The following is a 26,993-nucleotide window of genomic DNA, read 5'->3' on the forward strand; positions in this document are numbered from 1 at the left end:
ACCGCCAAAAATTACTTTGCCGTCGTCACTATTGCCGCAACTCTGCTTTGGTTGCGGTAACTGTCCACACGACCTAGCGCGGAATTCTCGGCGGCCGGCGGCGATGGTCGCCTGGGGACTGGTCATACTGCGGCGCATAGATGATGGGCGGCGCATCGACCGGCGGATTGGACTGCGCCGGCAGCGGCATCGACTGCGCGGACCAGGATTGGTGATAGCTTTCGGCCGGCTTCGGCAGGCGCCGGTTCGACGGCGGCTCGATCTCCAGTCGCCCATAGCCCGGCATGTGGCCGAGGCTCGGATAATAATGGCCGACATTGGGCTCGGGATCGATGTAGCGGCCGCCATAGATGGTTGGCTGCACGTGGACGTTCTTGCCGAGACCCCATTCGCCTTCGATCACGGCATAGGAAGCGTCGATGCCGTTGATGATGATCGGCACGCCCCGGCGATAGGGAACGACGATATCGAAGCCGCCGCCGGAGCCGCCACCGGCAAAGGCCGTTGACGTCATCGCCAAAAGAATCCCCGCTGTAATGCCAACGCGCATTGGTTGCCTTCCTGTCTCGTTCAGCAACCTAATCGAATGCGCGCAGCCAAAGGTTAAAGCGACAGGCCAAACTGCCGGTAAGCCTAACGCGTGAGCATGCCGGCTCGCTCAATTGCGGGCGATCGTGATCAGCATTTGTTAACGCCGTATGCGCGGGCGCTTACACCAGCAGTGTTTCGACGATGGTGTTGATACCGATCGCGATGGTCACGAGCCCGACCGCGCCTTGCAGGCCGCGATTGGCCCAGGTGAGCCAGCGCGCGGAGGCCGCGATCGGCACTGCAATCACCGTGGACAGCGCGCCCATGCCGATCATCGAGCCAATCCCGAACAGCGCGACATAGCCCAGTCCGACGATCGGGCTTGCGGCCTGCGACACCGCAAGCACCAGCAGCGCCGCAGAGCCGGCCATGCCGTGCATCAGGCCGACCAGCAGCGTGCGCCAGCGAAAGCCGTGCGCGTGGACATGCGTCGCGGCACGATGGGGCGTCGTCTCGCCGGCATGGCTGTGGGCGTGGAAATGCACCGTACCGTCGCCGTGGCCATGGCGGTGGAAATGGACGCGGTCGCGCCACAGACGCCACAGCACGTGGACGCCAAGCCCGACCAGCATGATGCCGACGGCTCCTTCGATCGGCTGGGCCACCGTCTCCGGGATCGCGTGTCCGAGCAGGATGGCGGCGCCCGCGAAGCAGAACAGTGTCAGCGTGTGACCGAGTCCCCAGGTCAGCCCGTGCCTGACGATGTCGCCGACATGGGTCCGGCGCGCGGCTATGCTGGAGACGGCGGCGATATGGTCGGGCTCGAGCGCGTGCTGCATGCCCAACAGAAAACCAAGTCCCAGGATTCCAAACATTCCGCCCCGTCCGCTTGATGCCCCTATTTGACACGAAGTGGCGACCCTTGTCAGGCCACTCCTTCCACAATCGGCGGCGTATCAACGTCCGCGAGTACCACTCTCTTGATGCGCTTGCTGCGATCACTTCGGTTTGAAATCGTGTGAACAGGATCGTTGGAACAGGCCCGCCGCGCGGCCGCTTGGTGTCGGTTGCGACTTCAAGGAGAGCTCACCATGAGACCACTCGCTATCGTCGGCACCGCCGCGCTGCTCGCTTCCGCCCTGGCCGCTCCCGCCGGGGCGCAACAGGTGATCTACAATCCCGGCTATTGCGCTCAGTTCTATCCGAACGCCAATTGCCAGAACCAAGGACCGGGAAATCCCTATACCGGCAGCTACCAGCAGCGTCGCGCCGCCGCCTATCAGTACAACAATGGCTGGAACAACAGCTACGCCCGCTGGGACGATCGCAGCGGCTTCTGGCCGGGCAACGTCGCCGCCGGGGTTGTCGGAGGCGCCGTCGGCACGGCGGCCGCTGTCGCCACTGCGCCATTTGCCGGTTTCGATAACGGCTACCGGGGCGGCTACTACACCCAGAGCTACGCCGAGCGTAACGGCCTCGTCTGCACGCCCGGCACCTGGTTCCGCGGCGAGGATGGCCGCCGCCACCCCTGCCAGTAACCCAATCGACCAGTTGGGGAAAAGGTGGCCACCCGGCCGCCTTTTTCCTGCATGCGTCTCGCCTGGCTGCCCTCAGGTTCTGGCCCTCCGCTCCCAAGTCTGATATGCGAGCGGCCGAAATCGCCGGCTTAGCTCAGCGGTAGAGCAGCAGTTTTGTAAACTGAAGGTCGGGGGTTCAATCCCCTCAGCCGGCACCATCCGCTTCATCAAAGCGCCGTGTTTTGCGCCAAGATTGTTTCAATTATTTCCGTTGTCGGAGCGCGTATTTCAGCCGAACAGGATTTTAAGAATGACCTATTTCATCTACGCCCGCGACGGCACCGGGCAGATCGTCCTAAGACGCGAGAGCGAGGATGCCGCGCTGAAGAAGGCGCACGAACTCAAGGAGATGGGCTGGTTCGACGTCGAGATTCGACAGGACAAGAAGCCTGCCGCTGCCTGATGAACCTTTGCGGTTGGTGCCGGACATACGTTCGAGGTACCCACATGTCCGACACGCAGCACTACCGGTTTCAATCCGAGCAAGCGAAGCGGCTGGCCTATCAGGTCATCGATGCAGACGTTCGCGAAAAACTGCTCGAAATGGCCGATGAATATGACCGCTACGCCGACCTGATCGAAGCAAAGGCCGCCGAACGGCTGGCCGAGACGACCGCAACACCACTTCCCGCGAGCTAGGCGGGCCACAAACATTTGATACGTGATGAAGCGGGCCCCTGCCCGCTCTGGCGGCGTCGCCGTGGACCGGGTACATCATCCGCACAATGGCGCATCACGAAACGGCTTATCGGCCCGATATCGACGGGCTGAGGGCAATCTCCATTCTGCTGGTCGTCGGTTATCATGCCCAGCCTTGGCTGGTGCCGGGCGGCTTCATCGGCGTTGACGTCTTCTTCGTCATCTCCGGCTTCCTGATCACGCGGATCATCCTGACGAGGGTCGATGCCGGCACCTTCTCGTTCGGCGATTTCTATGCGCGGCGCGTTCGCCGCATTTTTCCAGCCCTCGTCGTCGTGCTCACCGCGACCTATCTGGTCGGATGGTTCGCGCTGCTGCCCGATCAATTCACCCTGCTTGGCGAGAACATTGCTGCCGGCGTTGCCTTTGCGGCCAATCTGTTCCAGCTCAGGCAGACCGGGTATTTCGCGCCTGCCGCCGCGGACAATCCGCTGCTGCATCTGTGGTCGTTGGGCGTCGAAGAGCAGTTCTATATCTTCTGGCCGCCGCTGATCCTTCTTCTCTCCGCAACCGCAATCCGCGGCCGATGGATCGCGGTCATCGCGCTGGTGTCGTTTGCGTTCAGCCTGAGCATCTTCTTCGGCTACGAGACCGTCGCGTTCTACTCACCGCTCACACGCGCCTGGGAGTTGCTCGCGGGCGGACTTCTTGCCCACCTGGTGCTCGTACGGAAGAGCGTTAGCTGGGACAAGCGGATCGGCGAGTATCTTGCTCTGTTGGGCCTTGCCGCGATCCTTGGCCCGGCGCTGCTGTTGGATCGCGCCAGCGCATTCCCAGGCCTCTACGCCCTGCTGCCGGTGCTCGGCGCGGTACTCCTGATCGCCACGCCAAATTCGGCGGTGAACAAGATGCTGCTGTCGAACCGGCCAATGGTATGGATCGGCCTGATCAGCTATCCGCTCTATCTCTGGCACTGGCCGGTCCTGTCCTATCTCGGCATTCTGCGCAACGGCGTGCCGAACGTGATGGAGATTTGGGCGGCGGTCGCCGTCTCCGTGATTCTTTCCTGGCTGACATTCCGCTTTGTCGAAATTCCGCTTCGCCACTACGACCGGGCAGTCAAGAGACTAGCGCTCGGTCTCGCGCTCGTCGGCCTTGCCGGTATCGTGACCATCGCCGCGGCCGGATTCGATTTTCGTTTTCCTGTGGAGGTGCAGGCGATCGCGCGGACCCAGGCGAAGGACAATGCGGGATTTAGCGACAGGTGTTTCCTGGAAACGCCGGGCGCTGAATTCAACGCAGACTGCATCGAGCAGGGAACGCAGCCGCTCGTATTTTTGTGGGGCGATTCGACGGCGGCAGCGCTCTATCCGGGCTTGAAGGAAGCAGAGGCTGCGAGCGGATCGTTCCGCCTGGCGAGGTTCAGCGCGCCGGGCTGCGCGCCGATCCTGGATTCGGGCGCGAACGCACGCTGCGACGAAGTCCATCGCACCGCCTTCGGCCTACTTCAGTCCGCGCATCCGGACGTCGTGCTGCTCCATGCGATGTGGGGCACGAACAACGATCTCGGCAAGCTGCACGAAACGATCGCGCGGCTGCGCGCCAGCAAGGTCCGGCGCATCGTCATCCTGGGTCCACTGCCGGTCTGGAAGCGAACGCTTCCCCATACGCTCGTCAATCACTACCGGATTTGGCACGAGATTCCGGAGCGGATCGCGGCGGGCGTATCAGGCTTGGACAACGATCAGCGGATGGAGGCTTTCAGCAAAGCCGAAGGCATCGAGTACATCTCTGCCTGGCATACGCTATGCAATGCTGCGGGCTGTCTGACGGGGATCGGGACCGATGCCAACCAGGTGCTGATAACCGATATCGTGCACCTCTCCGACGCCGGCTCGAAGTTTCTCATCAGAGCGATCGGCAAGGAATTGCTGCCGTCTCCATCGCGCCCGTGAGGACTTGCCATCACCCTGTTATGGTAAACGATCTCTTCCGATTGACGCGGTGTTACTCTTTTGTCACCTCGGTGGAAATTGGGACTGCCATAACTTGGGATGCTTGATTCCGAAGGCAACCTTTGCTGCAGTCGAGTAAGGCCGAGGTGTGCCATGAAATGGATGAAGGAACGCGATCTCCTGATCGCTCAGACAATGGCGTTCGTGCAATCGGTGACCGGCAAGAAGCCCGACGCCGAGTTGTTGTCGCCGGCCACCGAGACGACCGTCCGCGCGACCATAACCACCGCCGTGGTTAACGTTGAAGCCGTGCTCGCCGAACCTCCACCGCTCCCGATCGCCGTCCCGCCCAACCCGGCTCAGACGATGCCTGCTCAGACAATGCACCCTGAGGCAAGGCTGTCTCAGGCGAAGCCGCCTCAGATCGCGGGTCTCGACCTCCCCGCCGATTTCCAGGCCGAAATCCGTGCCCGGGTGGCAAGCTTCCGCGCCCACCAGGAGCGGTTTACCCGGGAGCGCGAGGAATACTGCCGTGCCACCATGGCCAAGGTCCGCGCCACCCTGAGCGAGGGTACCTAGCCGCCTCGCTCCGCCGAATAGAATAATCCCCCCGGCTGTCCCGCCAGGTCTTGGCGGTCAGAGCCAGGCCCATACCAGCAGCATATTGGCCACAGAGGCGACCAACAGCGCCGCGGTGAGCGTGACATGCACGCGTTCGCTGGATGTGTGCAGAACCGTTGTCATGGCCTGGAGCATCCGGCGATTCTAGCACCGGAGTCTTGCGGATTCTTTTTTGGGGGATTCACCACTTATTAGGGACTCAAGACGGGGTGACGGACGCCCTCACCTGGGCGTGAAACAAGACGGTTGGCGGTGCTGAAACCCGGGGGCGGGGTTGGCGTTGACTGCCTTTGCGGAGCCACGAGCTAAGAATGCCGTACGCGCTGTTTTCCAACGATGCCAAGCTGAGCAAGGCCTATCCGACCGAGGCGGATGTCTGGAAGGTCGCCCGGAAGAGCGGCCTGGTCGTCGATGTCGCCACGGACGAGGACAAGGCCGCCCCGCGTCCGGTCCTGGACAATGATTACGAGATCAGGCCCTGCCAGGCGGAGCCGAACGAAGATCCCGCCAAGAACAAGGCCGATGCCGAACGCGAGGCGCGGAGCGAGCCGCAGCTCTCGCCGCCCGAGCCGCCGCAGGAAAAAGCCTTACGGCGTCGCGCTCACCAGTGAGGCCTGCTCCGAGGCCAGCGTCACGCACGCCTTACGCCGGTGCAGTCCCCTGATCGCGCCGGTGACCTTGAGCACCTTGCCGACCCCGCAGGCCGGATCCTGGACAAAGGCGACCTCGTAGGGCGCGAGAATCAGCGGTTCGGATTTCAGCACGGTCTGGGCAAGGCATGGCGATATCGCCGCAGAAAAAATCAACGCTAACGCAAAAGCACGCATGTTCGTGTGTCCACCTGGCCCGGCGGCCGGCATAATAAACCATCGAGCGTGAAAGTTCCGTGCACCGCAAAAAAATATTTTCCGCGGCGCCGGTAGCCCTGCAGCAAAAGGGCCGGCGGAAAGCCGGCCCTCGCCCCCCGCGGAAACCCGCGGTCAGTATTTGGAAGCGACCGGCCCGCCCCAGCCGAAGCGGTAGTTCACGCCGACCTTGACCGTATGCTCGTCGTCCCGGAAGCGGGAGCCGACGATCTCGGCCGGACCGGAGGTGAAGGTCGTGTGGCCGAAATTGTAATACTGGTACTCGGCCTTGGCCGACCAGTTCGGCGCGAACATGTATTCGAGGCCTGCGCCCACCGTGTAGCCGTCCTTGCGGTTGCCGTCGGTCGTGAAGGGCTGCGGCACGCCGGCGAAGGCGACGCCGATATTGCTATTCTCACGCCAGGCGTAACCGCCCTTGGCGTAGAGCAGCGCCGGACCCCAAGTGTAGCCGAGCCGGCCGGTCACCGAGCCGAGCTGGTCGGTATTGCCCGTCACCACCGTTCCAGCGGGGAACACGAAGCCATTATTGCTGTTGCCCGGCAGCCAGCTGTATTGCGCCTCGACGCCCACCACCCAGTTCGGCGCGAATTGATAGTCGAAACCGCCCTGCACGCCGCCCAGGAAGCGCGCGTCGCTGCCGAGCAGATTGTTGCCGTCGGTGAAGCCGCCGCCGATATGGCCGCCGATATAGAAACCGGTCCAATTGTAAACCAACGCCGGCGCCGTATAGGCCGGCGGTGCCTTGGTATAGGGCCGTGCCGGCATGTCAGCCGCGAAAGCGGGGCCGGCGAATGCGGCCAGGGCGACTGCGCCAAGCAAAAACTTCTTCATGGTACTTCCCCGTTCACTCCACGACGCGACATCAAACCAAACAACGTGACTTCAATTAGGTTGCTTTGGGGCACCGCCAGAGCATCACTTGTTCGTCACAGTGACAGCGCCGCAACACCCGTTGGTTCCATTGCATGGAAGAATTTTCCCTCCGGTTAATCCGGAGCCGGCCACCAGAACGGATGTCGGATCTGACTAAGCAGAGGTTCACCCCTCGCCGAAAAGTGATCCCATCCCGGTAACCCTGCGGCCACCGAGCCGCCGCTACCGCGACATCTTCTCCAGCTCAGGAAATGGCGCGTAGGTCGCGCTGGCGCAAGGCTCGGTAGCATTTTCCATCATGCGGTCGAGCCGGCCATCGACGTACACGATCGCGCGCTCCCGCGTCGGCCGATAGGCGCCGTCCGAGTCGCGGGCGCTGAAGCGCAGGCAGGTGACGTAGCGCTGCCGCCCACCGACCGTCCGCTGCACCGGCTCAGCCATGGCCGCGTCCCGTACGCCGGTGGGGTCGTTGAGATAGGTGTGCATGAACGCCAGGGTCTCGGCGCGGTAATTATTCGGATACGGCTGGTCGGCGACGCCGCGGTCATCGGTGAAGCTGATCGACCTGTTGTCGTCGCTGCTGAATGCGGAGCACGCCCCGAGCGCGATCGGCAACAGCAGGATTGCCGTAAGTCTTGCTGTCTTCGCCAAGTTCCCTTCGCCCCAAAGTCGACTGCATCGGTCCCGGCAGTTTCTTAGACCGGCCAGCGGCGAAAGGGAATTCGCATCTCGGCGTCGCCTCAATGCACCATCCCACGGCCATTGGGGATGCAATGGCCGTGGGTGGGCCTGATATCCGCCGGCGCGGTGGGGCAATGTGGATCAAAGCCGCGGCGGACGGACCAGTCGTGGAAGTCAGGATTCAGCCGCGCTTGGCGGGCCGCACGATGGGCTTGACCGCGACCTTCGGCGTGACATGCGTCTTGATCACACCGATGTGCTTGTGGTGGCCATGATGGCGGACGTAGCGCTGGTGCTTATGATGATGGCGCGCCATCTTGGCGTTGGCATGCAGCGCCTTCGACTTCGTCAGTTCGGACTTGATCACCGGCGCCTGGGTCGTCTTGCCATAGTTGCCGGCAAACGCGGGCGCCGCCATCACGGAAACTGCAAGCAGCGCCGCGGAAATGGTCTTGAGCATGGTTGTCTCCTCTTCCAGGGATCGCTGAGACTTCCGGTCGGATGGCCGGGCTCGCCGATCAGTGATGACGACCTTAAGTCGGCGGCGCTGAACCCACGCTGAAACGCGCGGACGGAATTCGTTCATCTCCATGACATCCTGTTCATGTCCGCGACCGCGTTAAGTCCTGACCGCGTCACGTCTGCGAGGCGTGAGTTTCAAAATGGCGTGCCGAAGCGGGAATGTTTCCGAGCACTGGGTGTTCAAGGAAACGGGCCGCGGTATAGGATCGCCGGGCTGACCATCAGGAGAGAGGCATGCAGAAATTCGCGATCAGGCTGTTGACGCTCGCCATGTTGTCGCTGACGCTTGCGGCAGCGCCCGTCGTTACCGCGGTCTATGCCGCGCCGGATAACGATCCGCCCCCGCCGCCGCCCAAGGGCAAGAAGAAGTCGGAGATTCGTCCGAACGTCGAACAGGCCGCCTTCGAGAATGGCTATCACACCGCCTATGCCACGATCTACGACCGCCACGATTATGCCAACGCGATCGAGCAATTGAAGGCGCTGCACCGCGACGACACCGCCGCTGTCGCCAACCTGATCGGTTATTCCTATCGCAAGCTCGGCGACTACAAGCTGTCGCAGGTCTGGTACGAGCGCGCGCTGAAGGCCGATCCGAACCACGTCAAGACCTGGCAGTATTACGGTCTGTGGCAGGTCGAACAGGGCAACCGCGACCAGGCACAGTATCATCTCAACCGCATCGCCCAGCTCGCCGGCACGAGCAGCGAGGAATACCGCTCGCTCGCCGCCGCGCTGGAGAAGCCGCCCGGCACCGGGCTGGTGTATTGAGGCGATAGTTGCCGTGTCACGGGCAACGGCGCACGCGCCGTGCCCACCATTCAGTGCCGCGCCACCGAATGATCCCGTAGGATGGGTAGAGCGCAGCGAAACCCATCGCGATGGAGCAGGCGGCACGAATGATGGGTTTCGCTGCGCTCTACCCATCCTACGATGTCGTCCCTGCGAAAGCAGGGACCCATAACCACAAGGAGTGGTTGTGGCGCGAGCAAGCGGTGCGGAGCCGTAGGGTGGGCAAAGGCGCATCAGCGCCGTGCCCACCATCCAACGCCCTGCTCGCGATGGTGGGCACGCTTCGCTTTGCCCACCCTACGGCCTCGCCGCGAGTTGTGATTCAAATTTCAAACAGCGTGGGGATGTGAGTTCGCATTCTCGCGGCATGAGTTGCCCGAGCTTTGCACTAGTTCCCACCCTCCTTGAAGACAGAGGGCGCAGGGAAAGCCGGGTGCCGGCTGCACCCGTGGGTCCCGTGCAACAAAAAGCACGGGGGTAGGACCACAGGTTCAACCGAAGCATTCCGGCTTTCCCTGCGCGGTGGTTTACGGCTTACTTCGTACTCTCCCCGGTGACCGGGCTTTCTTGCCACCGTCATCTCTCGCACGAACTTCTTCGCACAAAAAACTTAGCGCCAGCGTCGGGGCGCCAGGACCACACGACTTCGCCGTCCGTGAGTATCACGCTCGTCAGTCGTGACACCCGCGTCCACCGCATCTCACCGCAACGTTCGTGACGATCGCGAGCCGCCCCTCATCCGCCGTGAGACGCGCGGAGTTAAATCACTGATTTGCCCGACGGCGAAAGCGGAATGTTTTTCGTGTGGGGGCTGGACAGGGTCTTGCTGATTTGCCCCGACGGGTTGATTTATCGCAGCTCGCGCCTCAACACACGCTGTCATTCCGGGGCATCGCGCAGCGATGAGCCCGGAATCCATCGAGCCGCGGGTGCAGGTGGAGAACTGGATTCCGGGCTCGCGCTACGCGCGTCCCGGAATGACGACGGTGGGGCTTGCGGCGAAACAGCTTCGCCAAAAATAAACGCCACCGAGCGCAATGAGTATTGCTTGGTGGCGTTGGTCGTCACTGGGCCCTGAAATCCCCAGCACTGAATTGGTCAGTGCCGCACGTTCTCAGGTTCAATCACGACTCTCAAAAACGTGAATTTTGCATCAGCAAAATGATGCGCGTCATACGACAGAAGCGCTGCCCGATCACGCGAGGCGGCAACTTCAAGTAGACTGCAAAATATTGTCACGTCCCTTGCGCGATGAATGCGACGACCCTCATCCCGAGGAGCCGCGCAAGCGGCGTCTCGAGGCATGGCGCGGGTGAGATCGAGGCCTCATGGTTCGAAACGCGCGAAGACGCGCTCGTCACCATGAGGGTCTCCTAGAGAGCGCGCTGTTTGAATACGCAGGCGGAGAACGTCAATCGCTCTCGCCTACTTCATCACCGCTTCGACCTCGCCTCTGAATGCCTGGCGTGAGGTGTCGCGGGAATAGAACATGTGGCCGCCGGGATAGACGACGAGTTTGACACGGTCCGGGCTCGCAAAGGCCGGCAGTTGGTCGAGCGCCATCGCCGAGCCGAAGTAAGGAGTCGCGAGATCGAACAGGCCGTGGCCGACCAGGAGCTTCAGCTTCGGATCGAGCGCGAGAATCTGCCGGAGCTGTGAGACCGACTCGGCAGGGTTTGTCCCGCGGCCGAAATCCCAGGAGCCGGCGACGCTGCCGTTGAGAAGATGATAGGATCCGTCCGGCTGCCAGTTCAGCCTGCCCCTGGTGAGGTCGACAACCGCGCTCGTCAGCGGCGCAATCAGCGGATCGCCGGACGGATCGCCGAAGCGGGATACGCTCGAATCCGGATTGGGATCGAAGCCTTCGACTGACGCGTCGTAGCGGCCGGTCACTTTGCCGTTGCGGCGATCGAATTCCCTGCGGAATTCGGAGATATCGAAACGCCCCGCGAGGCGGCGGCTTACCGCCGGATCGATATCGGTCAGGGCCGCCACCCTGTTGGCGAGCCGTGCCGTGGCCTCGCTGTCGGCCTGCCCCTTGACAAGGTCGACCAGGAAATCGCCGCGCGCGTATTGTTCGACATCGGCGACGTCGCTGCGCGTCACCGGGCCCTTCCTCTGCCGCGCGACCGCGGCCATGCTCGGAAGGCTCGCGACATATTGCAGCAGGCTCGTGCCCTGGAATTCACGGAAATCGAGCAGCGGCGAGAGCAGGATCAATCCCTTCACGCCGACGCCCTGCTCGGTCTGCAGGTTATGCACGATCTTCGGTCCGCGGATGCCGCCATAGCTTTCGCCCACGACATATTTCGGCGACAGCAGCCGCTCGTGCTTCTCGAGCCAGCGACGGATCACCAGCGCGATCGCATTGACATCGCCGTCGACGGAGAAGAAGCGCTTGCGCACGTCGTCGCCGGTCGCGACAAAACGGCTATAGCCGGTGCCGACGGGATCGATGAAGACGAGGTCGGTGAAGTCGAGCCAGGTTTCCGCATTCGGCACCAGTTCGGGCGACGCCGACGACACCGCTCCCTCGCCGCCCAGCGCAATCCGCCACGGTCCGGCGCTGCCGAGCTGCAGCCAGGCCGACGATGCGCCCGGCCCGCCGTTGAACAGGAAGGTGACCGGGCGATTCGTCCGATCGGTGCCGTCGAGCTGATAGGAGGTATAGGCAATATCGGCCTGCGGCTCGCCCTTCTGGTCGAACAGGCGGATCGAGCCCGCGGTGGCCGTGAACTCCAAGCTATGTCTGGGCAGCGCCAGCGTCTGCTTGGTCGTGGAGTCAGGCGGCAAGCGGTGCTGCTCGGACGCCGACGGTGGATTGGCTGCCGCACTGCGGTCTGCGCCGCCTTTACGACCCGCCGGTGCCTGCGTCGTCGGCGAATCTGACTGTGATGACGGTTTGGGGGTATCGCCCGCGTCCTGCGCCCACGCGCCGCTCACGACTGAAAATGCGAGCAGCGCGACCATCATGCGCGTGCGCGCGTTGCGCTGTGTTCCGACCCAGCTTGCCATGTCCCAGTTCCTTCGTAGCCCGGGTGCAGCCAAGCGAAACCCGGGACATCTGCGTCAACATAGAGAGCGCCCCCGGGTTACGCCGGCGCTCCACCCGGGCTACGACGCGAATTGCGGCGTCCATCGGGGATGCAGCTACACAACGGGAGGAATTGTGTGGAAATCACAATCGCGCCAGCCGGTTTGCACCGCGATGAATGCGACAGGCCTGCGACAATACGCGCCGATCAGGTTGTCCGCGGCGACAATTGAGTGATATCCGTCACATCCACAAGGTTGCCAACCCAACCATTCGATCCACAGAACCAAAACGGCGCCACCGCGACTAACGAAATTCTATCTTCGAGGGGGGTTCCCGAAATGAAACGAGCGATTGCCATTTGTGTCGGCCTGCTTGCGCTGGCTTCGCCGGCGGCGGCCGAGTCACCGGTGGCCGTCGTCGAGGACGTGCAAGGCAAGGTCACCGGCGCCGAGTTCATGGATTATGTAGCCCCGAAGACCGTAATCAAGATCGGGGACGGTGGTTCGATCGTGCTGAGCTATATGACCTCTTGCCGGCGCGAAGCGATCTCCGGGATCGGCACGGTGATCGTCGGCACCGAGGAGAGCGTCGTGCATCTCGCTGACCTCAAGGCCGAAAAGACCGATTGCGATTCCAACCAGACGCACGCCACGACGCAGGCGACCAGCGCGGTCGCCGCCACCGTGTTGCGCAGCGTCGATGCGAACAAGACCTCGTTGCCGCAACCGCAGCTCACCCTCTACGGCGCTTCGCCATTCGTGGAGGCAAGAGGACGCGGCACGCTGATCGTGAAGCGCCTGGACATCCCCGGTGAGCGTCAGCAGGTTGATCTCGGCGGCACCCAGCTCAAGGGCAGGTTCTTCGATTTCGCCCGCGAGAACGGTGCATTGGTCCCGGGCGGCCTCTACGCCGCCACCTTCAAGTCGTCGCAGATCGTCTTCCGCGTCGACCCGCAAGCCAAGCCCGGCCCCACGCCGATCGTCGGCCGCCTGCTGCGGATGAATTAGCTCGTGATGAAACTGCCTTGGGGCCACTGCTGGCGCTTCTCCCTCTCCCCGTTCTTACGGGGCCGAGACGAGCGAAGCTCGCTCTGTGAGGGTTGGGGTGAGGGGCTCTCTCCACGGACACGGTGACAGACGTGTTCGCCGAGATTCCCCCTCACCCGAAATTCAAGCGGAGCCTGTCATCGGGCGGCGCTTCGCGCCGACCCGTTGGCTTGAATTTCGACCTCTCCCCGCACGCGGACCGAGGTGAAGTCGAACACGCCTCACTGTTCGAGAGAAAATCTTCCCGCGCCAGCCAGGATCAGCGACCTTGAGCATCGGGCGCACCGCGCACGAGGTGATCACGATCGCCGCGATCGCGCTCGTCTGCGCCGCCATTTCTATCTCGCCCGCACTCGAGCCGATCCGCGGCCTCTCGCTCGACATCCTGACCGCGCTGCGCTGGAGGATATTCCAGAGCGCACCCGACCCCACCGCTTCCCCCACAGTTGTCGTCGCGATCGACGAGGAAAGCTATCGCGCGGCGCCGTTCAAGGGATCGCCCACGCTGACCTGGACCGGCGAGATCGGCCACGTGCTCGGCGCGATCATCGATGGCGGTGCCAAGGTCGTCGGCTTCGACCTGGTGATCCCGACCTCGATCGAGCTGTCGCAAATTCCGTTCGGCGACGGCGTGCTGGGCGAAAAGGTGCGCGGCTTCGATCGCGACTTCCTGCGCGCCCTCGCCTCCGCCTCCACATCCGGCAAGGTCGTGCTCGGCGAGATCCTGCGCGGGGATCAGCCGATCCTCCCCTCCCCCGGACAGCGCGTTGCCGTCCGCCAGCAGCAGAACATCCGTCCGCTCAATGTCCACACCGACAGCGACGACACGGTGCGGCGGGTGCCGTTGACCTTTGTCGTCGGCGACGCAAGGGTTTCCGGCATGGCGCTCGAACTGGCATCGCGTGCGCTTGGTGCGACGGCCGACAGCGACGCCAGTGGCAACGTGACGCTCGCCGGTTACCGGATTCCGAGCCCGGTGCCGAACACGATGACGCTGAACTTTGCCGGCGGCGCGGACGACATCCCGACCTTTTCCTTCGCCGACCTGCGCGCCTGCGCGGCCAAGGGCGGGAAGGATTATTTCCGGCGTTGGTTCGACGGCAAGATCGTCCTGATCGGCACCGTGCTCGACATCGAGGACCGCCAGGCGACATCCAAACGATTTGCCACCGCAGGCGACGGGAGGCGCCCTCTGCCGCGCTGCGCGCCCGACGCCAGTCCGCCGGCCGTTCCGGGCGTGGCGCGCAGCACCATCGCGGGCGTGTATATCCACGCCACCGCCGTCAACAACCTGATCACCCGCAACGCGGCGCGCGAGCCCGGCCTCCTGCCGACGTTCCTGATCGCCTTCTTGTTTGCCGCGCTGGCCGCAACGGCGGCGCGCCTATTCAGGCCATTCACCGCCGTCCTCTGCTGCGCAGCGGCGAGCGCGCTCGGGCTCGTCGGCGCCACGTTCGCCTTCACCCACGCACTGGCGCTTCCGCTGGTCGAGCCTTTCGCGGCAGGCACGGCTGCGCTCGCGGCGATGGTCGGCCTTCGCTTCGCCGTCACCGATCGCGACCGCCGGCTGTTGCAGAAGAGCTTTGCGCTCTATCTCGCCCCACACGTCATCAACGGCATGCTGTCGTCGAAGAAATTGCCCGAGCTCGGCGGCGAAGCGCGCGAGGTCACCGTGTTCTTCTCCGACCTCGCGGGCTTCTCCGCGATCGCGGAAAACATGCCGCCGGACCGGCTGATGTCGCTGATGAACGAATATCTTTCTGATATGACCGATGTCATCGAGGCCCATGGTGGCTATGTCGACAAATATATCGGCGATTCCATCGTCGCGGTGTTCGGCGCGCCCGCCGACGATCCTGACCATGCTGCGAACGCGGCGCGCGCGGCGCTCGACTGCTGCACACGACTTGCAGAGCTCAACGCCACCTCGCCGGCCTTCCGCGACCATCCGCTCGCGCAGCGCATCGGCATCAATTCCGGCGAGGCGCTGGTCGGCAATTTCGGATCGCGGCGGCGCTTCAATTATTCCGTGATGAGCGATGCGGTGAACCTCGCCTCGCGCCTCGAAGGCGCCAACAAGTTCTACGGCACCACCATCATCGCCTCGGACGCGACGGTGGCGCTCGCAGGCAGCGGCTTTGCCTGGCGCGAGCTCGACGAAGTCCGCGTCAAAGGACGGAATCAGGCGCTGAAGATCTACGAGCTGGTGGCGCGGGCGGATGCGCTGTCGGAAGCGCAGCAGGCGCTGATCAAGACTTACGGCGAAGGACTCGCGCATTGGCGCGCCGGCGAATTCCACCTCGCCACGGAGGCTTTCGGCCGCTCGGCCGCGACCGATAAGCCGGCCGCATTGTTTCGCGAGCGCGCCGAGCAGATGGCCGCGCAGCCGCCGGGCGGGGACTGGGAGCCGATCCGCACGCTGCAGGAGAAATGAGGCACATAGCCCGGGTGGAGCGAAGCGGACCCCTGGTAAACGCGGATGCAGAAGTCCCGGGTTGCGCTGCGCTCCACCCGGGCTACGAGGCCCGATCATTGCGGAATTGTGTCGGGCGGCCCTGCCGAGCGGCCACCCGAGCCGTTTTGTGACCCCGAAATGCCGGTCTTCTGATCTCGACAAGCGCGGCCAAGCTGTATAGACGGGCGCGGCGCGGAACGGCGCGCAACCAGAGCCGAGCTTGTCGTGCCATGACCAGTCCCGAGCGATACGAGAAGATCGCCTTCGTTGCCAGCAGCGGCACCGAGGCGCAGGCGGCGCTGGCGCAACTGACCGCGCTCTACGGCAATTGCGACGCGGCGGACGCCGACGTCGTGGTCGCACTCGGCGGCGACGGCTTGATGCTGCAGACGCTGCACGCCAACATGCGTTCGGGGAAACCGATCTACGGCATGCATCGGGGCACCGTCGGCTTCCTGATGAACGAGTACGCGACCCACAATCTGCGCGAACGGCTGGCGGCCTCGCGGGAATCTTTGATCAGCCCCCTGCTGATGCGCGCCACCGACATTCACGGCGCGGTGCATCTGCATCACGCCATCAACGAGGTCGCGCTGTTCCGCCAGACCTATCAGGCCGCGCGCCTGCGCATCCTGATCGACGAGCACGAGCGGATGCCTGAACTGATCGCCGACGGCATCCTGGTCGCCACCCCCGCCGGCTCGACCGCCTATAACCTCTCGGTGCAGGGCCCGATCATCCCGATCAACGCCGCCCTGCTCGCGCTGACCCCGATCAGCGCCTTCCGCCCGCGGCGCTGGCGCGGCGCGCTGTTGCCGAATTCGGCGTTCGTCGTGATCGAGGTGCTGGAAGGCACAAAGCGCCCGGTGGCGGCGGTCGCCGACCATGACGAAGTGCGCGACGTCAGCCGCGTCGAGGTCTTGACCGACAAGACCATCTCGATACGCATGCTGTTCGATCCCGGCCACAGCCTGGAAGAGCGCATCCTGCGCGAGCAGTTCGGGTACTGATCCTCCCCCCTCCTCGCAACCTTTCCTTAACCGCCACAGCGATATGGTTAACGTCGGGTAATGCCGTTTGGGCCGGGCGGGACATGTATCGCATCGATTTCAACAAGCTGCGGTTTCTGATCTGCGATGACAATCCGCACATGCGCCGCATTCTGCGGACGCTGTTGCATTCGTTCGGCGCGCGCGAAGTCTACGAGGCGGAAGACGGCGCCACCGCGCTGGAAATGTACACCCACTACGTCCCGGACATCGTCATCACCGACTGGTCGATGCCGATTTTCGACGGGCTCGAACTCGCACAGATGATCCGGCAGCCGGAATCCAACGCCAATCCCTACGCGCCGATCATCATGCTGACCGCGCATTCGGAGAAGCGCCGCGTCACGGTGGCGCGCGATGCCGGCGTCACCGAATTCCTGGCCAAGCCGATCTCGGCCAAGGGACTTTACCAGCGCATCCTCAATGTCGTTGCCAACCCCCGCCCCTTCATCAAGACCAAGACCTATTTCGGCCCGGACCGCCGCCGCAACACCAGCAACACCTATATCGGGCCCGAGCGCCGCATCGGCGGCGAGATGGAAGTGATGCAACAGCCGTCGCTGCTCGATAAGGCACGTTCCGCGATCTAGGCGGCGAGGAGATCATCATGGCGCAAGAGAAACCGGGCGCGGTCGAGATCAAGACCTTCGCCACGCATCATGTGATCACGCAACCCAATCCGTTGCGCGGAGTCTTGCGCCGCATCCCCCCGGACATCGATCATGACGACCCCGTTGCGCGCGCCGAGCAGGCGCTTGCGGATCTCTCCGGCGAATTCAAGCAGTGGATGACAATCGAGGCCGACCGGCTGTCGGCCGCGCACGCCACTGTGCTGCGCCACGGCTTCTCGCATGAAACGCGCGAAGAGCTGTTCCGCGCCGCTCATGACATCAAGGGCGACGCCGCGACCTTCGGCTTTCCCTCCGCCGGCGCCGCCGCCGAAAGCCTGTGCCGCATCATCGAGCACGCCCCCGATCTCGACCAGGTGCCGGCGGAGCTGATCACCCACCACATCAACGCGATCCAGGCGATCGTGCGCGAGCGCACCAAGCTCGACACCGCCGTGATGGCAAGCGCGCTCAGCAGGCAGCTCCGCGGCATCGCCGATGAATTCCTGGTCAAGGTCAACCACGACCGCCCAGAACATCTCGAAGCCATCCTCGCGCCGAGCATCGCACCGGCGGAATAGCTCTCTGTCGTCCCGGCCTTGAGCCGGGACCCATAACCACAGGCGCTCATTGGGAAGCGCGCAAGCGGTTGCAGCGGAGCAAACCACAAAGACTCGTGGTTATGGATCCCTGCTTTCGCAGGGACGACATCCGATTTGTGGCGACAGCGCAGCCTACGCCGCGATCAAATCGTGCTCGAGCGGTGCAAGCGCTTCTTCCGCGACCAGCTCTTCGCAGAAGACGCGTGCTTCCTCGCGCGCGGATTCGGTGGCGAAGCGGCGGAGCAGGATCAACAGCGGTTCGGCGGCCTGCCGATCGGTCTCGCAATGGGTCAGCACGCGCTCGACCATGCGGCGGCGCAGCCTGACCGCGCCGTCGATGCTGTCGACATAGCCGGCTTCGTGGCTTGCCTCGAGCGCGGCACGGAAGGCGGCAAAGGTAGATTCCGGCAGGCCGGCGCGGATCAATAGCGCGTCGAGACTGGCGGCGCCGCGGTCATGCAACAGCGCGGCGATGCGCGCCTGCGGCAGATCGGAGAGTTCGGCGAGGGCTGCGCGGAACAGCTCGATATTGCCCGAGAGCAGCGCACGCAGGATCAGACCCGCGGTCAGTTGGCAGGTCGCGCGCAGATGCGCGACGAGGCCGCGCATCTCCTCGCCGCGCGAGCGCGCGGCGATGTGAACGGTCGAGCGCTCGCGCGCTTCGCTGGCGATACGATCAGCCCGATCGGCGGGGAGCCAGTTGCGGGCGACCACGAATTGCGCCAGCGTCTCCGACAGCTTTGCCACCAGCGCCATGCGGGTCGCGGCCGGCAGGCCTTCCAGCACCAGCATCGCCTCGCGGATCGCGGCAAGATGGCCGTGCCGTTCGACGATGCGGTCCCATGAGAACGGCGCGAGTTCCGCATTCGCGTTCTCGATCAATTCGAGCGCCGCGGCGGCACAGCCGACTTCGGCAATCGCCGCACCGACGGATGCAGGCAGATTGATCCGCCGCGCGATCGCGCATTGCATCTCGTTGTTGCCGGTCGCGACAATGTCGACGAGATCGGCATCGATCAGGAGTGGCGAATGTTCCAGCACCGGCATCGCGATTGCGGGCTGGTCGACCGCGAGCGCCTGCACGATGGCCGCCGGCGCCTCGGCGCTGCGCGCGAACACCTCGGCCATCGCCTGCCGCACCAGCGGCGAGGGATCGTCGAGCAGCATCAGCAGCGCGCCCTCGGCGGCGATGCGGTCGTCCTCGGAAAGGTCTGAAATCAACCACGCCCGCGCCAATGCCCGGGTGGCCTCGGCCCGCTCCCCTGCCGAAGCGGTCCTGATCCAATTGATGAACTGCCGAACGATCATGGTGCTTCCGGCTTACGCAACGAGACGACACGGTGATGCAGTGCCAACGTAACCAAAGATAAACCATGACGCTTAACAAAGCGTTCACCATAACTCTTTGGGTTTATTGACGTTTCGTTAATGATGAGCGGCTGCCTCCAAGTACACCGACCTCATCCTGAGGAGCCTGCACGGCAGGCGTCTCGAAGGATGGCCGCGGGCGAGATCGGGGCCTCATGGTTCGAGACGCGCGTGCCGCGCTCCTCACCATGAGGGGCAACCACCCGTGCGGAGCGTCAGCCCGAGAACATGCCGTTGCGGTCGCTGAAGAGGTCGAGGCGGCCAGGCGGCCGCACTTCGGGAGTCTGGCCGGAGAGCGAGGCGACCTGTGACGAGCGACCCCATAGCTCCTGCACAGTCGGCGAGATCGGCTCGGCGCGGTCGCCGGCCTGGAACAGCGAGCGGAACATCGGATCGCCCGGAGCGGACGCCGTCTGCGAGCCGGCCACAGGCGACACCGCGCGGGAATCCGGGAAGCTTGAGAGGTAGGCGGCGTTGTCGATCGCCGGCGCGGGCGCAGCGCTCGCGATCTCGCCGCCGGCCGCGGCAAAAGCAGTGCGGGTCGCGCTGGAATTGGCAGCGCCGGCATAGCGCGCGTTCAGCACCGAATAGACTTCCGACACGCTGAGGGCGCGTCCCGAACCGTCGTAGAAGATCGAACTGTTGGCCGCGGCCGCCTTCGGGAACATCTGCGCGGCACTGGCGTTCGGATTGCCCTCGGCACTCGAGATCAGTTTCGCTGCGCCGCCGACGCCCATGAAATGCGCCATGTAGAGCTCGGCATCGGTCGGGCGACGGCCGATGCTGCCGGTGAGCTTGAAGCTGTTGGACTGCGTCAGCACGCCGGCCATTGCCGACGCGGCATCCGGGTCGTCGCGCAATCGCATGATCGCGGCCCGCGCCTGCGGATCGCTGACCGAATAGCTGCCGTCAGAATTCTTCGTGATGGCGTCGGCATATTTGCCGTAGCCGAGCTTATCCCCCGCCTCCTTCACCGTGCCGAGCCAGGTCTGGTCGATGAATTGAAACAGCCCGCGCGCGGATGAGGTCGACGCGGAAGCCCGCGGGTTGAAGTTGGATTCCATCTTGGCGGTCGTGAGCAGGTATTGAAAGCTCGTGCCGGTGGTGGACGCCGCCTGCTTGATCGAACCCGCGATCTTCGCGCGCGTCGGGTCGACACCTGCCGCCGTCCCGGCGTTGAATGTATCGATCGCCATCGATTGATGCCCCGCTCCTCGCGAAACGCTCGCGTGGGCTTCATGAACGCCGGTAATCGGCGCAGCTCCCTTCAATACCCTGCGGCAGTTATGGTTAATGGGAAGTTAAGGAGGCGGAGCCTTACGGCTGCGCCTCGTAATACCGCGCGACCTGATCGATCTCTTCCGCGGTCATCTGGCGGGCGATATTGCGCATCTGCTCGCTGATGTCGTTGCGGCGGGTGCCCGATGCGAAGGCCTGCAACTGCGATTTGATATAGACGGCGGACTGGCCGCCGAGCCAGGGGCTGCCGGCCTTGATGTCGATTTCGCCGTGGCAGGAGCCGCAGGGCGGGATGTTGCGCATCGGCGCGCCCGTCACCACGATCGCAGGCGGCGGCAGGTTCGGATTGACCTGACTGGAAGGCACACGCGGCAGATAGGCGTAATAGAGCGCGACATCGCGCATGTCCTGGTCGGTCATATTGGCCGCGAACGGGCTCATGACGACGTTGACCCGCGCCCCGGTCTTGAAGTCGTTCAATTCCTTGTACGTCACCGCGGCGTACTGCCCGGCGAGGTTTGGCGAGTTGGCGTCGCTGACGCCCTGCGGCCCATGGCAGATCGCGCAGCGCTGCGCGAGCGTCGCGCCACGGCCGATCGACACCTGATCCTGCCGTGTCAGCATTTCCGGAGTGACCACGACATTCGAGGTCTTGAACGCAGGCGGGACCGCCGCGGCGGGCCTCGGCAGGTTCGGCACGCCGGCTGCGCTGCAGATCGCATCCCAGATGCCGGCAAGCTTCAGATTGGGCTGCAGCAGCGGCAGCCAGATCAATCCCACGACCGCGGACAGCACCGCGATGGCGGCGGTGACGCCGACGCTGATGCTGAACCAGGGGTTACGCGGCGAATAGAACTCCTCCTCGCTCATCTGCTGGCTCCGACATAAACGGCAGGCACGCTGGTATTCTTCACGGCCATCAGTTGGCCCATCGGATAGCCGTAATTGACGACCGTCAGCCCGATCATGAGCGCCAGCCACAATCCAAAACTGTTGAGCGCAACCGGAATGCGCACAGGCATGTGCAAGGGGATGGCAAAGCGATAGGCGCCCGCCTCGCCCCTCGGCGCGAACTGGCCGCGGATCAGCACGATCAGGAACAGGATACCTGACGTCAGCAGGATCAATCCTCCGAACGCCGACATCGTCACCGAGAGGGCCTGCGGCGCGATCGCGGGATTGGCGTAGTCATAGAACGCCATGCGACGCGGCATGCCGAGGATGCCGACATAGTGCCACGGGAACGTTGTGACGATCATGCCGATGAACCACAGCCAGAGCTGGGTGCGCATCATCCCGTAACTATCCAGCGTGCGGCCGGTCAAATGCGGCCACAGGTCATAGGCGATCGCGAAATACATGATGACGATGGCGCCGCCGAAGATCAGATGGAAGTGGCCGGTGATCCATTGCGTGTTGTGGATGCTGGTGTTGAGCTGATAGCTCATGTTGATGAGCCCGCCGGCGCCGCCGAAGCCAAGCATCACGAGCGACAGCGCGGTCGCGAGCATGATCGGATTCTTCCACGGCAGCGCGCCGATCCAGCCGAACGCGCCCCTGCCCCCGCGCAGCCGGCTCGCGATCTCCGCAGACGCGCAGATCGTGAATACCGTGAGCAGCGTCGGCAGCGCGACGAGACCGGTGAACACCGATTGCATGAACTTGAAGCCGGCGCCGACCTGCGGATCGGCAAACAAATGATGCACGCCGATCGGCATCGCGACCACGACGAACATGATGAAGGCAACCCGCCCCATCGCGTCGCTGTAGAGCCGGCCCCCGATCGCCCGCGGGAAGATGGTGTAATATGCGATGTAGGTCGGGATCAGCCAGAAATAGACGATGGCGTGCAATGTCCAGGAAAAGAATACGCGCGCCAGTCCGGCATCGATGGTGGTGGTGAGCCCAAGCGCGGTCGGAATGATCTGGAAAATCAGCTCGACCGCGGCGCCGACCGCGGTCCAGGCCCAGAGATAGGAGCCGGCGACATTGGCGAACATCGCGAGCGGCACCGGCTTGTCGCGGTTGTCGCGCTTCCAGACCGCGAGATTGATCGACATCAGCGCGACCCAGACCCATGAGCCGACCACGACCAGGACCACGCCGATGTAATAGAAGGGATTGCCGATCATCGGCGGATAGAAGGTGTAGAGCACGGAGGCGAGTCCGAGCGAGACCGGGATCATCGCCATCACGCTGCCGATCGCGACCAGCGCGATGCCGGCCCAGGCCCAGCGCCGCCCGATCAGCGGCCGCTCCAGCGCCGCTTCGCTGATGGCGTAGCCAAAGCCCATCGCGATCAGGGTCGGGAAGACATAGCCCATCACCGTGCCGTGCGCGGTGACCGAACGATAATAGAATTCCGGATTGAAGTGCCAGGCGTTCAGTGGGCTGCGCACGAACATCTGCCAGGCGCCGAGCACCAGCGCCGCGCCGAAGACGATGAAGGCGAGCCAGAAATGCGCCAGGATCAGCCGCTTGTTAATCAACACAGGTGAGCCTCCGTTTGCTCGCCGCCATGTTGCGGAACGTAGTCTGGTCGACCACCTTGACCTTGCCCCACATGCCCTGATGGCCGATGCCGCAGAATTCCTGGCACGGCATCATGTGTTCGCCCGGCGTCTTGAAGCTGATCGGCAGATCCGAAACATAGCCCGGCACCAGCATGATGTTGATGTTGGTGCCCTCGATCAGGAAGCCGTGCACGACGTCGGCGCTGGTGGCGCGAACGGTGATCGGCGTTTCCGCCGGCACCACGAGGCATTGCGGGGTGAATGAATATTGCTGCCCGATCGCGCGCACCGTGACGGAGCCGTCGGCCTCCAGCGCGCTGCCCAGGTTGCTTTCGACGAATTCGCCGGAAAGATGCAAGGTCGTGGGATCGGCGGTCTCGACGCGACCCTGCGGCATCGTCGTATGGTAGATGCCGAAGAAGGCGGCCAAGCCGACGAGCACGCCGATGATCACGATCGACAACGTTGCCCAGCGCCGCTCGATGCGCGCGGCAACCGCCTCGCCGAGGCCATGCGCGCCGTGACTATGATCGGTCTCACTGGTCACGATCAGGCGCTCCGCGGCAGGAAGACGAAGAGATAGAAGGCGAACCATAAAGCGACCACGATCGCGGTCGCGATGCCCGCCACCGCAATCGCACCGCCGGGACCTGCGCGCACGATCGCGTCGACCGCCTCGTCATCGGAATGCTGCGCCCGCCCTTGCGAGGATGAATCCGTCATGGCGCACCCCTTCTCCAGATCATGCTCTACTTCAGCGTAGCCGTGCGCAATTCGTTGGCCTGCCGCGCCGATACCGGCGCACCGCGATTGCCCCAGGATGTCCTGATGTAAGTGACGACGGCGGCGACCTCATCGTCGGAAAGGCGCTGCGCGAAGGGCGGCATGCCATAGGGCATCGGGTTGCCCGCGGTGCCCGGCGGATAGCCGCCATTGAGCACCATGCGGATGGCATTCACCGCCGAGGCCATCTGGATCGACTGGTTGCCGGCGAGCGGCGGATAATGCGGCGGCATGCCGAGCCCGGTCGCGCCGTGGCAGCTTGCGCAATCGCGGTCATAGATCTGCTTGCCGAGCGAGAGCAGAAGGCTGCTCTCGGCAGTCGGCAGCGCCGGCGGCGGCTTGTCCGGCGAGGTGCCCTGCGCGAGGCCCTTCAGGTAGACCGCCATCGCGCGGATGTCCTCGTCGTTGAGATATTGCAGGCTGTTGTAGACGACTTCCGCCATCGGCCCGTAGACCGCGCCACGGGCGGAGACGCCGGTGCGCAGATAGTCGACGATTTCCTGGATGCTCCACTCGCCCAGCCCCGCTTCCTTGTTCGAGGTGAGCGACGGCGCGTACCAGTACTGCATCGGAATCAGGCCGCCCTCGAACGCCTGCGATTCCGAGCTGCCGCCGAGCGCGTTGATCGCGGTGTGGCACATGCCGCAATGGCCGAGACCTTCGACCAGATAGGCGCCCCTGTTCCATTCCGCCGACTTGGTCGGATCGGGCTTGAACTCGCCTTCGTTGAAGAACAGCGTGCGCCAGCCGATGATCAGAGAGCGATTGTTGAAGGGAAAGGTCAATTCGTGCGGTTTGTTGACCTGCTTCACCGGCGGGACCGAACGCAAATAGGCGTAGATCGCATCGGAGTCCTCGCGCGTCACCTTGGTATAGGAGCCGAACGGCATCGCGGGATAGACGAGACCGCCGTCCGGGAAGCGGCCATCATGCATCATCCGGTAGAACTGGTCCGAGGTCCAGGTGCCGATGCCGGTCTGCGGATCGGGCGTGATGTTGGAGGTGTAGAGCGTGCCGAACGGCGTCTTCATCGGCAGCCCGCCGGCAAAGGTCTTGCCTTCGCGCGCGGTATGGCAGGCGATGCAGTCGCCGGCGCGGGCGAGATACTCACCCTTCTTGAGCAGCTCGGCATTGGCGGGCGGGTTCTGCTGCGCAGTTGCCGGTATCATGCCGGCGAAGCACAGCGCCAGAAGGAGAATCAGCTTGGTCGAGAGGCGTTGCATCGGCGAGCTCCCTTCAACGCGGCTCGCTGCCGCATGCAAGCGGCATCGGCAGACTGCCTTGCGGCGCGAACGACGGGTCTGCCGGCGCCGGACGCGATGAGAGATAGGCGGCCACCGCCTTCACATCGTCTTCGGTAAGAAGGCTTGCGACGATCTGCATGCAATCGGGGGCGGCCGCGGTGCGCGTGCCGTAGCGCCAGCCGCCGAGCTGGGCGCTGATATAGCTTGCACGCAGACCGAGCAGACCGGGAATCGCGGGCTCCATGCCGCCGAAGCTCGGGCCGTGGCAGCTCGCGCAGGGCGGAATGCCGCGCTGGATATCGCCATGCTTCACGATCGACTCGCCGCGCGCGAGAATCGCATCGCTGACGATCGGAATCGCAGGCTCCGGGAACGGCGGCCGCAACGAGGCGAAATAGTCGGCCATCTTCTTCAGGTAGTCGTCGGGCAAAAATTCCAGGAGATAGTTCATCGGCGGATATTTGCGCCGGCCGTCCCTGAACGCGACGAGCTGATTATAAAGATAGCCTGCGGGCTTACCGGCAAGACGCGGGAAATAGACGTCGCTCGTCCCCTCGCCTTGCGCGCCGTGACAGGAGGCGCAGGCGAGCACGCGCGCGGCCATCGTGTCGGGTGCGCGCTCCGGTGTTTGCGCCACCGCCGGAAGAAATGGCAGCGTGAAAAAAACAAAACACGATCGGATCAGAGAAACGTAACGCGCCACCGCCGCGACCCCCATCTCGACGAAGAGTGGGAACTTTCGCACATCACGCGCGCGCTGGCAACGCAGCCCGCGCGCTGCAGCGCGCCAATGAGAAGTATTGAGTCTATTTGCGATAGACTTTGTATGGATCGACCAAGCGTTCGGCGTCAACGAATGACAATTGTATGTCGCCGGCTTCGCCTTTGATGGCGCGATAGAAGCAGGAACGGCGACCAGTGTGGCATGCAGCGCCAGTCTGCTCGACGCGAATCCATACAGCGTCCTGGTCACAATCCATACGCATCTCGATCACGCGCTGGGTGTGGCCGGAGCTTTCGCCCTTGCGCCACAGCGCATTGCGCGAGCGGCTGAAATACCAGGCTTCGCCGGTCGCAATGGTCTTGCGCAGCGCTTCGTCGTTCATGTGCGCGACCATCAGCACGTCGCCATTGCCGGCGTTGGTCGCGACACAGGTCACGAGACCTGACGCGTCGAATTTGGGCTGGAATGCCAGCCCTTCCTCGCGGTCGTGATCATGTGCTGACACGGGATAAGCCTCGCAATGTTGTGCGAGGCTACCGGGTCGGTCCTCGCACCAGGGACAGGAAACGCTGCTGCTCCGCCGGATTGTCGCGGAACATGCCGGTGAAGCGGCTGGTGAAGGTCGACGCGCCATGCTTGGCGACCCCGCGCACCGACATGCAGGTATGCTCCGCCTCGATCAGGACGGCAACGCCGCGGGGCTTGAGGACCTCGTCGATCGCAGCCGCGATCTGGGCGGTGAGATGCTCCTGCGTCTGCAGCCGGCGGGCAAAGATGTCGGTGAGCCGGGCGAGCTTGGAGAGGCCCACCACCCGCTCGACCGGCGTATAGGCAATATGTGCCTTGCCGTAGAACGGCATCATGTGGTGCTCGCACTGCGAGGTGAACTCGATGTCGCGGACCAGCACGAAATCGTCATAGCCGGCGGTCTCGCCAAAGGTGCGGTCGAGCACCTCGGCCGGGCACTGGTGATAGCCCTGGTAAAGCTCGTCAAAAGCCTCGACGACGCGGCGTGGGGTGTCGAGCAGCCCCTCGCGATCCGGATCCTCGCCGATATAGCTCAGCAGCGTCAGAACCGCCTGCTCGGCTTCAGCACGTGACGGGCGCGGCTGGTCGGCACGGACGGCGGCGGCAAGGAATTCGGACGGATCGAGCTCGGCCGGCCGGGTTTCGACCTTTTTGGGCTCGTTGCTCTTGGCAGGGCGGATCGATTTGATTGCAGCGTCCATTCGACGTCTCTCCGTTCGACCGGTCCCTTCTCGGACCGG

General features: G+C 63.9%; 29 protein-coding genes and 1 tRNA gene. 13 read left to right on the plus strand and 17 right to left on the minus strand.

Annotation, left to right across the window (positions count from 1 at the left end):
• Positions 1 to 73 precede the first annotated feature (73 nt).
• Positions 74 to 550 (minus strand): hypothetical protein, encoded by a 477-nt coding sequence (locus ACZXDY_RS06415; protein ID WP_456644644.1) that lies wholly within the window; start codon positions 548 to 550, stop codon positions 74 to 76.
• A 160-nt stretch (positions 551 to 710) separates the two neighbouring features.
• Positions 711 to 1,406: a HoxN/HupN/NixA family nickel/cobalt transporter gene (locus ACZXDY_RS06420; protein WP_028163285.1), complete on the minus strand. Its 696-nt coding sequence runs from the start codon at positions 1,404 to 1,406 to the stop codon at positions 711 to 713.
• Positions 1,407 to 1,622: 216 nt separating this feature from the next.
• On the opposite strand from ACZXDY_RS06420, the gene ACZXDY_RS06425 reads away from it, so the two are divergent.
• The 7 genes from ACZXDY_RS06425 (at position 1,623) to ACZXDY_RS06455 (ending at position 5,934) form a co-directional block, all read left to right on the plus strand.
• Positions 1,623 to 2,069 (plus strand): hypothetical protein, encoded by a 447-nt coding sequence (locus tag ACZXDY_RS06425; RefSeq protein ID WP_464344907.1) that lies wholly within the window; start codon positions 1,623 to 1,625, stop codon positions 2,067 to 2,069.
• 122 nt (positions 2,070 to 2,191) lie between these two features.
• Positions 2,192 to 2,266, plus strand: a tRNA-Thr gene (locus ACZXDY_RS06430).
• 92 nt (positions 2,267 to 2,358) lie between these two features.
• Positions 2,359 to 2,511: a hypothetical protein gene (locus ACZXDY_RS06435; protein WP_464344908.1), complete on the plus strand. Its 153-nt coding sequence runs from the start codon at positions 2,359 to 2,361 to the stop codon at positions 2,509 to 2,511.
• A 44-nt stretch (positions 2,512 to 2,555) separates the two neighbouring features.
• On the plus strand, positions 2,556 to 2,747 hold the full coding sequence (locus ACZXDY_RS06440) for a hypothetical protein (RefSeq protein WP_028163283.1): 192 nt from the start codon (positions 2,556 to 2,558) through the stop codon (positions 2,745 to 2,747).
• Between the two features lie 86 nt (positions 2,748 to 2,833).
• Positions 2,834 to 4,702: an acyltransferase family protein gene (locus tag ACZXDY_RS06445; RefSeq protein ID WP_464344909.1), complete on the plus strand. Its 1,869-nt coding sequence runs from the start codon at positions 2,834 to 2,836 to the stop codon at positions 4,700 to 4,702.
• Between the two features lie 153 nt (positions 4,703 to 4,855).
• Positions 4,856 to 5,281 carry a hypothetical protein gene (locus ACZXDY_RS06450; RefSeq protein ID WP_464344910.1) on the plus strand — a complete coding sequence of 142 codons (426 nt, stop codon included), beginning with the start codon at positions 4,856 to 4,858 and terminating at the stop codon, positions 5,279 to 5,281.
• A 353-nt stretch (positions 5,282 to 5,634) separates the two neighbouring features.
• Entirely contained in the window at positions 5,635 to 5,934 is a 300-nt protein-coding gene (locus ACZXDY_RS06455) for a hypothetical protein (RefSeq protein WP_051396658.1), read from the plus strand.
• On the opposite strand, the gene ACZXDY_RS06460 is transcribed toward ACZXDY_RS06455, so the two are convergent.
• The 4 genes from ACZXDY_RS06460 to ACZXDY_RS06475 all read right to left on the minus strand — a co-directional run bounded on the left by ACZXDY_RS06460 (position 5,911) and on the right by ACZXDY_RS06475 (position 8,203).
• Positions 5,911 to 6,150, minus strand: coding sequence for a hypothetical protein (locus tag ACZXDY_RS06460; protein ID WP_028163280.1), 240 nt, complete (start codon positions 6,148 to 6,150; stop codon positions 5,911 to 5,913). The genes ACZXDY_RS06455 and ACZXDY_RS06460 overlap by 24 nt on opposite strands.
• Before the next feature lie 153 nt (positions 6,151 to 6,303).
• Positions 6,304 to 7,020: an outer membrane protein gene (locus tag ACZXDY_RS06465; protein WP_208827245.1), complete on the minus strand. Its 717-nt coding sequence runs from the start codon at positions 7,018 to 7,020 to the stop codon at positions 6,304 to 6,306.
• A 264-nt stretch (positions 7,021 to 7,284) separates the two neighbouring features.
• The gene (locus ACZXDY_RS06470; protein WP_464344911.1) at positions 7,285 to 7,713 is read right to left on the minus strand and encodes a hypothetical protein; all 429 of its coding nucleotides are present in this window, start codon (positions 7,711 to 7,713) and stop codon (positions 7,285 to 7,287) included.
• A 211-nt stretch (positions 7,714 to 7,924) separates the two neighbouring features.
• Positions 7,925 to 8,203 carry a His-rich protein BRANT gene (locus ACZXDY_RS06475; protein ID WP_464344912.1) on the minus strand — a complete coding sequence of 93 codons (279 nt, stop codon included), beginning with the start codon at positions 8,201 to 8,203 and terminating at the stop codon, positions 7,925 to 7,927.
• A 296-nt stretch (positions 8,204 to 8,499) separates the two neighbouring features.
• On the opposite strand from ACZXDY_RS06475, the gene ACZXDY_RS06480 reads away from it, so the two are divergent.
• On the plus strand, positions 8,500 to 9,036 hold the full coding sequence (locus tag ACZXDY_RS06480; RefSeq protein WP_464344913.1) for a tetratricopeptide repeat protein: 537 nt from the start codon (positions 8,500 to 8,502) through the stop codon (positions 9,034 to 9,036).
• Positions 9,037 to 10,482: 1,446 nt separating this feature from the next.
• Here the strand turns inward: ACZXDY_RS06480 and ACZXDY_RS06485 are convergent.
• Positions 10,483 to 12,072 carry a S10 family peptidase gene (locus ACZXDY_RS06485; RefSeq protein WP_464344914.1) on the minus strand — a complete coding sequence of 530 codons (1,590 nt, stop codon included), beginning with the start codon at positions 12,070 to 12,072 and terminating at the stop codon, positions 10,483 to 10,485.
• Positions 12,073 to 12,432: 360 nt separating this feature from the next.
• Between ACZXDY_RS06485 and ACZXDY_RS06490 the strand changes: the two genes are divergently transcribed.
• From ACZXDY_RS06490 to ACZXDY_RS06510, 5 genes are all read left to right on the plus strand, one after another.
• Complete coding sequence (locus ACZXDY_RS06490; protein ID WP_028163275.1) at positions 12,433 to 13,101, plus strand: hypothetical protein; 669 nt, start codon at positions 12,433 to 12,435, stop codon at positions 13,099 to 13,101.
• 307 nt (positions 13,102 to 13,408) lie between these two features.
• Entirely contained in the window at positions 13,409 to 15,574 is a 2,166-nt protein-coding gene (locus ACZXDY_RS06495) for a CHASE2 domain-containing protein (RefSeq protein ID WP_464344915.1), read from the plus strand.
• Between the two features lie 251 nt (positions 15,575 to 15,825).
• Complete coding sequence (locus ACZXDY_RS06500) at positions 15,826 to 16,605, plus strand: NAD kinase (protein WP_028163273.1); 780 nt, start codon at positions 15,826 to 15,828, stop codon at positions 16,603 to 16,605.
• Positions 16,606 to 16,688: 83 nt separating this feature from the next.
• On the plus strand, positions 16,689 to 17,234 hold the full coding sequence (locus tag ACZXDY_RS06505; RefSeq protein ID WP_028163272.1) for a response regulator: 546 nt from the start codon (positions 16,689 to 16,691) through the stop codon (positions 17,232 to 17,234).
• 17 nt (positions 17,235 to 17,251) lie between these two features.
• Positions 17,252 to 17,833 (plus strand): Hpt domain-containing protein, encoded by a 582-nt coding sequence (locus ACZXDY_RS06510; protein WP_464344916.1) that lies wholly within the window; start codon positions 17,252 to 17,254, stop codon positions 17,831 to 17,833.
• Positions 17,834 to 17,986: 153 nt separating this feature from the next.
• On the opposite strand, the gene ACZXDY_RS06515 is transcribed toward ACZXDY_RS06510, so the two are convergent.
• The 10 genes from ACZXDY_RS06515 to folE form a co-directional block, all read right to left on the minus strand.
• Positions 17,987 to 19,162 (minus strand): DUF2336 domain-containing protein, encoded by a 1,176-nt coding sequence (locus tag ACZXDY_RS06515; RefSeq protein ID WP_464344917.1) that lies wholly within the window; start codon positions 19,160 to 19,162, stop codon positions 17,987 to 17,989.
• A gap of 275 nt (positions 19,163 to 19,437) precedes the next feature.
• Positions 19,438 to 20,418, minus strand: a complete 981-nt coding sequence (locus ACZXDY_RS06520) for a transglycosylase SLT domain-containing protein (RefSeq protein ID WP_464344918.1) — start codon at positions 20,416 to 20,418, stop codon at positions 19,438 to 19,440.
• Between the two features lie 121 nt (positions 20,419 to 20,539).
• Positions 20,540 to 21,331 (minus strand): c-type cytochrome, encoded by a 792-nt coding sequence (locus tag ACZXDY_RS06525; RefSeq protein WP_464344919.1) that lies wholly within the window; start codon positions 21,329 to 21,331, stop codon positions 20,540 to 20,542.
• A complete protein-coding gene (locus ACZXDY_RS06530) occupies positions 21,328 to 22,953 on the minus strand; it encodes a cbb3-type cytochrome c oxidase subunit I (protein ID WP_464344920.1) in 1,626 nt (541 codons plus the stop codon). The genes ACZXDY_RS06525 and ACZXDY_RS06530 overlap by 4 nt, the downstream gene beginning before the upstream one ends.
• The gene (locus ACZXDY_RS06535; protein WP_463327915.1) at positions 22,943 to 23,521 is read right to left on the minus strand and encodes a cupredoxin domain-containing protein; all 579 of its coding nucleotides are present in this window, start codon (positions 23,519 to 23,521) and stop codon (positions 22,943 to 22,945) included. The genes ACZXDY_RS06530 and ACZXDY_RS06535 overlap by 11 nt, the downstream gene beginning before the upstream one ends.
• 2 nt (positions 23,522 to 23,523) lie before the next feature.
• Positions 23,524 to 23,697, minus strand: a complete 174-nt coding sequence (locus ACZXDY_RS06540) for a hypothetical protein (RefSeq protein ID WP_028163266.1) — start codon at positions 23,695 to 23,697, stop codon at positions 23,524 to 23,526.
• Positions 23,698 to 23,723: 26 nt separating this feature from the next.
• Positions 23,724 to 24,926, minus strand: a complete 1,203-nt coding sequence (locus ACZXDY_RS06545; protein ID WP_464344998.1) for a c-type cytochrome — start codon at positions 24,924 to 24,926, stop codon at positions 23,724 to 23,726.
• 67 nt (positions 24,927 to 24,993) lie between these two features.
• Positions 24,994 to 25,746, minus strand: a complete 753-nt coding sequence (locus ACZXDY_RS06550) for a c-type cytochrome (protein WP_464344921.1) — start codon at positions 25,744 to 25,746, stop codon at positions 24,994 to 24,996.
• A 61-nt stretch (positions 25,747 to 25,807) separates the two neighbouring features.
• On the minus strand, positions 25,808 to 26,230 hold the full coding sequence (gene hisI / locus ACZXDY_RS06555; protein ID WP_464344922.1) for a phosphoribosyl-AMP cyclohydrolase: 423 nt from the start codon (positions 26,228 to 26,230) through the stop codon (positions 25,808 to 25,810).
• Positions 26,231 to 26,258: 28 nt separating this feature from the next.
• Positions 26,259 to 26,954 carry a GTP cyclohydrolase I FolE gene (gene folE / locus ACZXDY_RS06560; protein WP_028163262.1) on the minus strand — a complete coding sequence of 232 codons (696 nt, stop codon included), beginning with the start codon at positions 26,952 to 26,954 and terminating at the stop codon, positions 26,259 to 26,261.
• Between the last annotated feature and the right edge of the window lie 39 nt (positions 26,955 to 26,993).

The organism is Bradyrhizobium sp. LeoB3 (assembly GCF_055456055.1).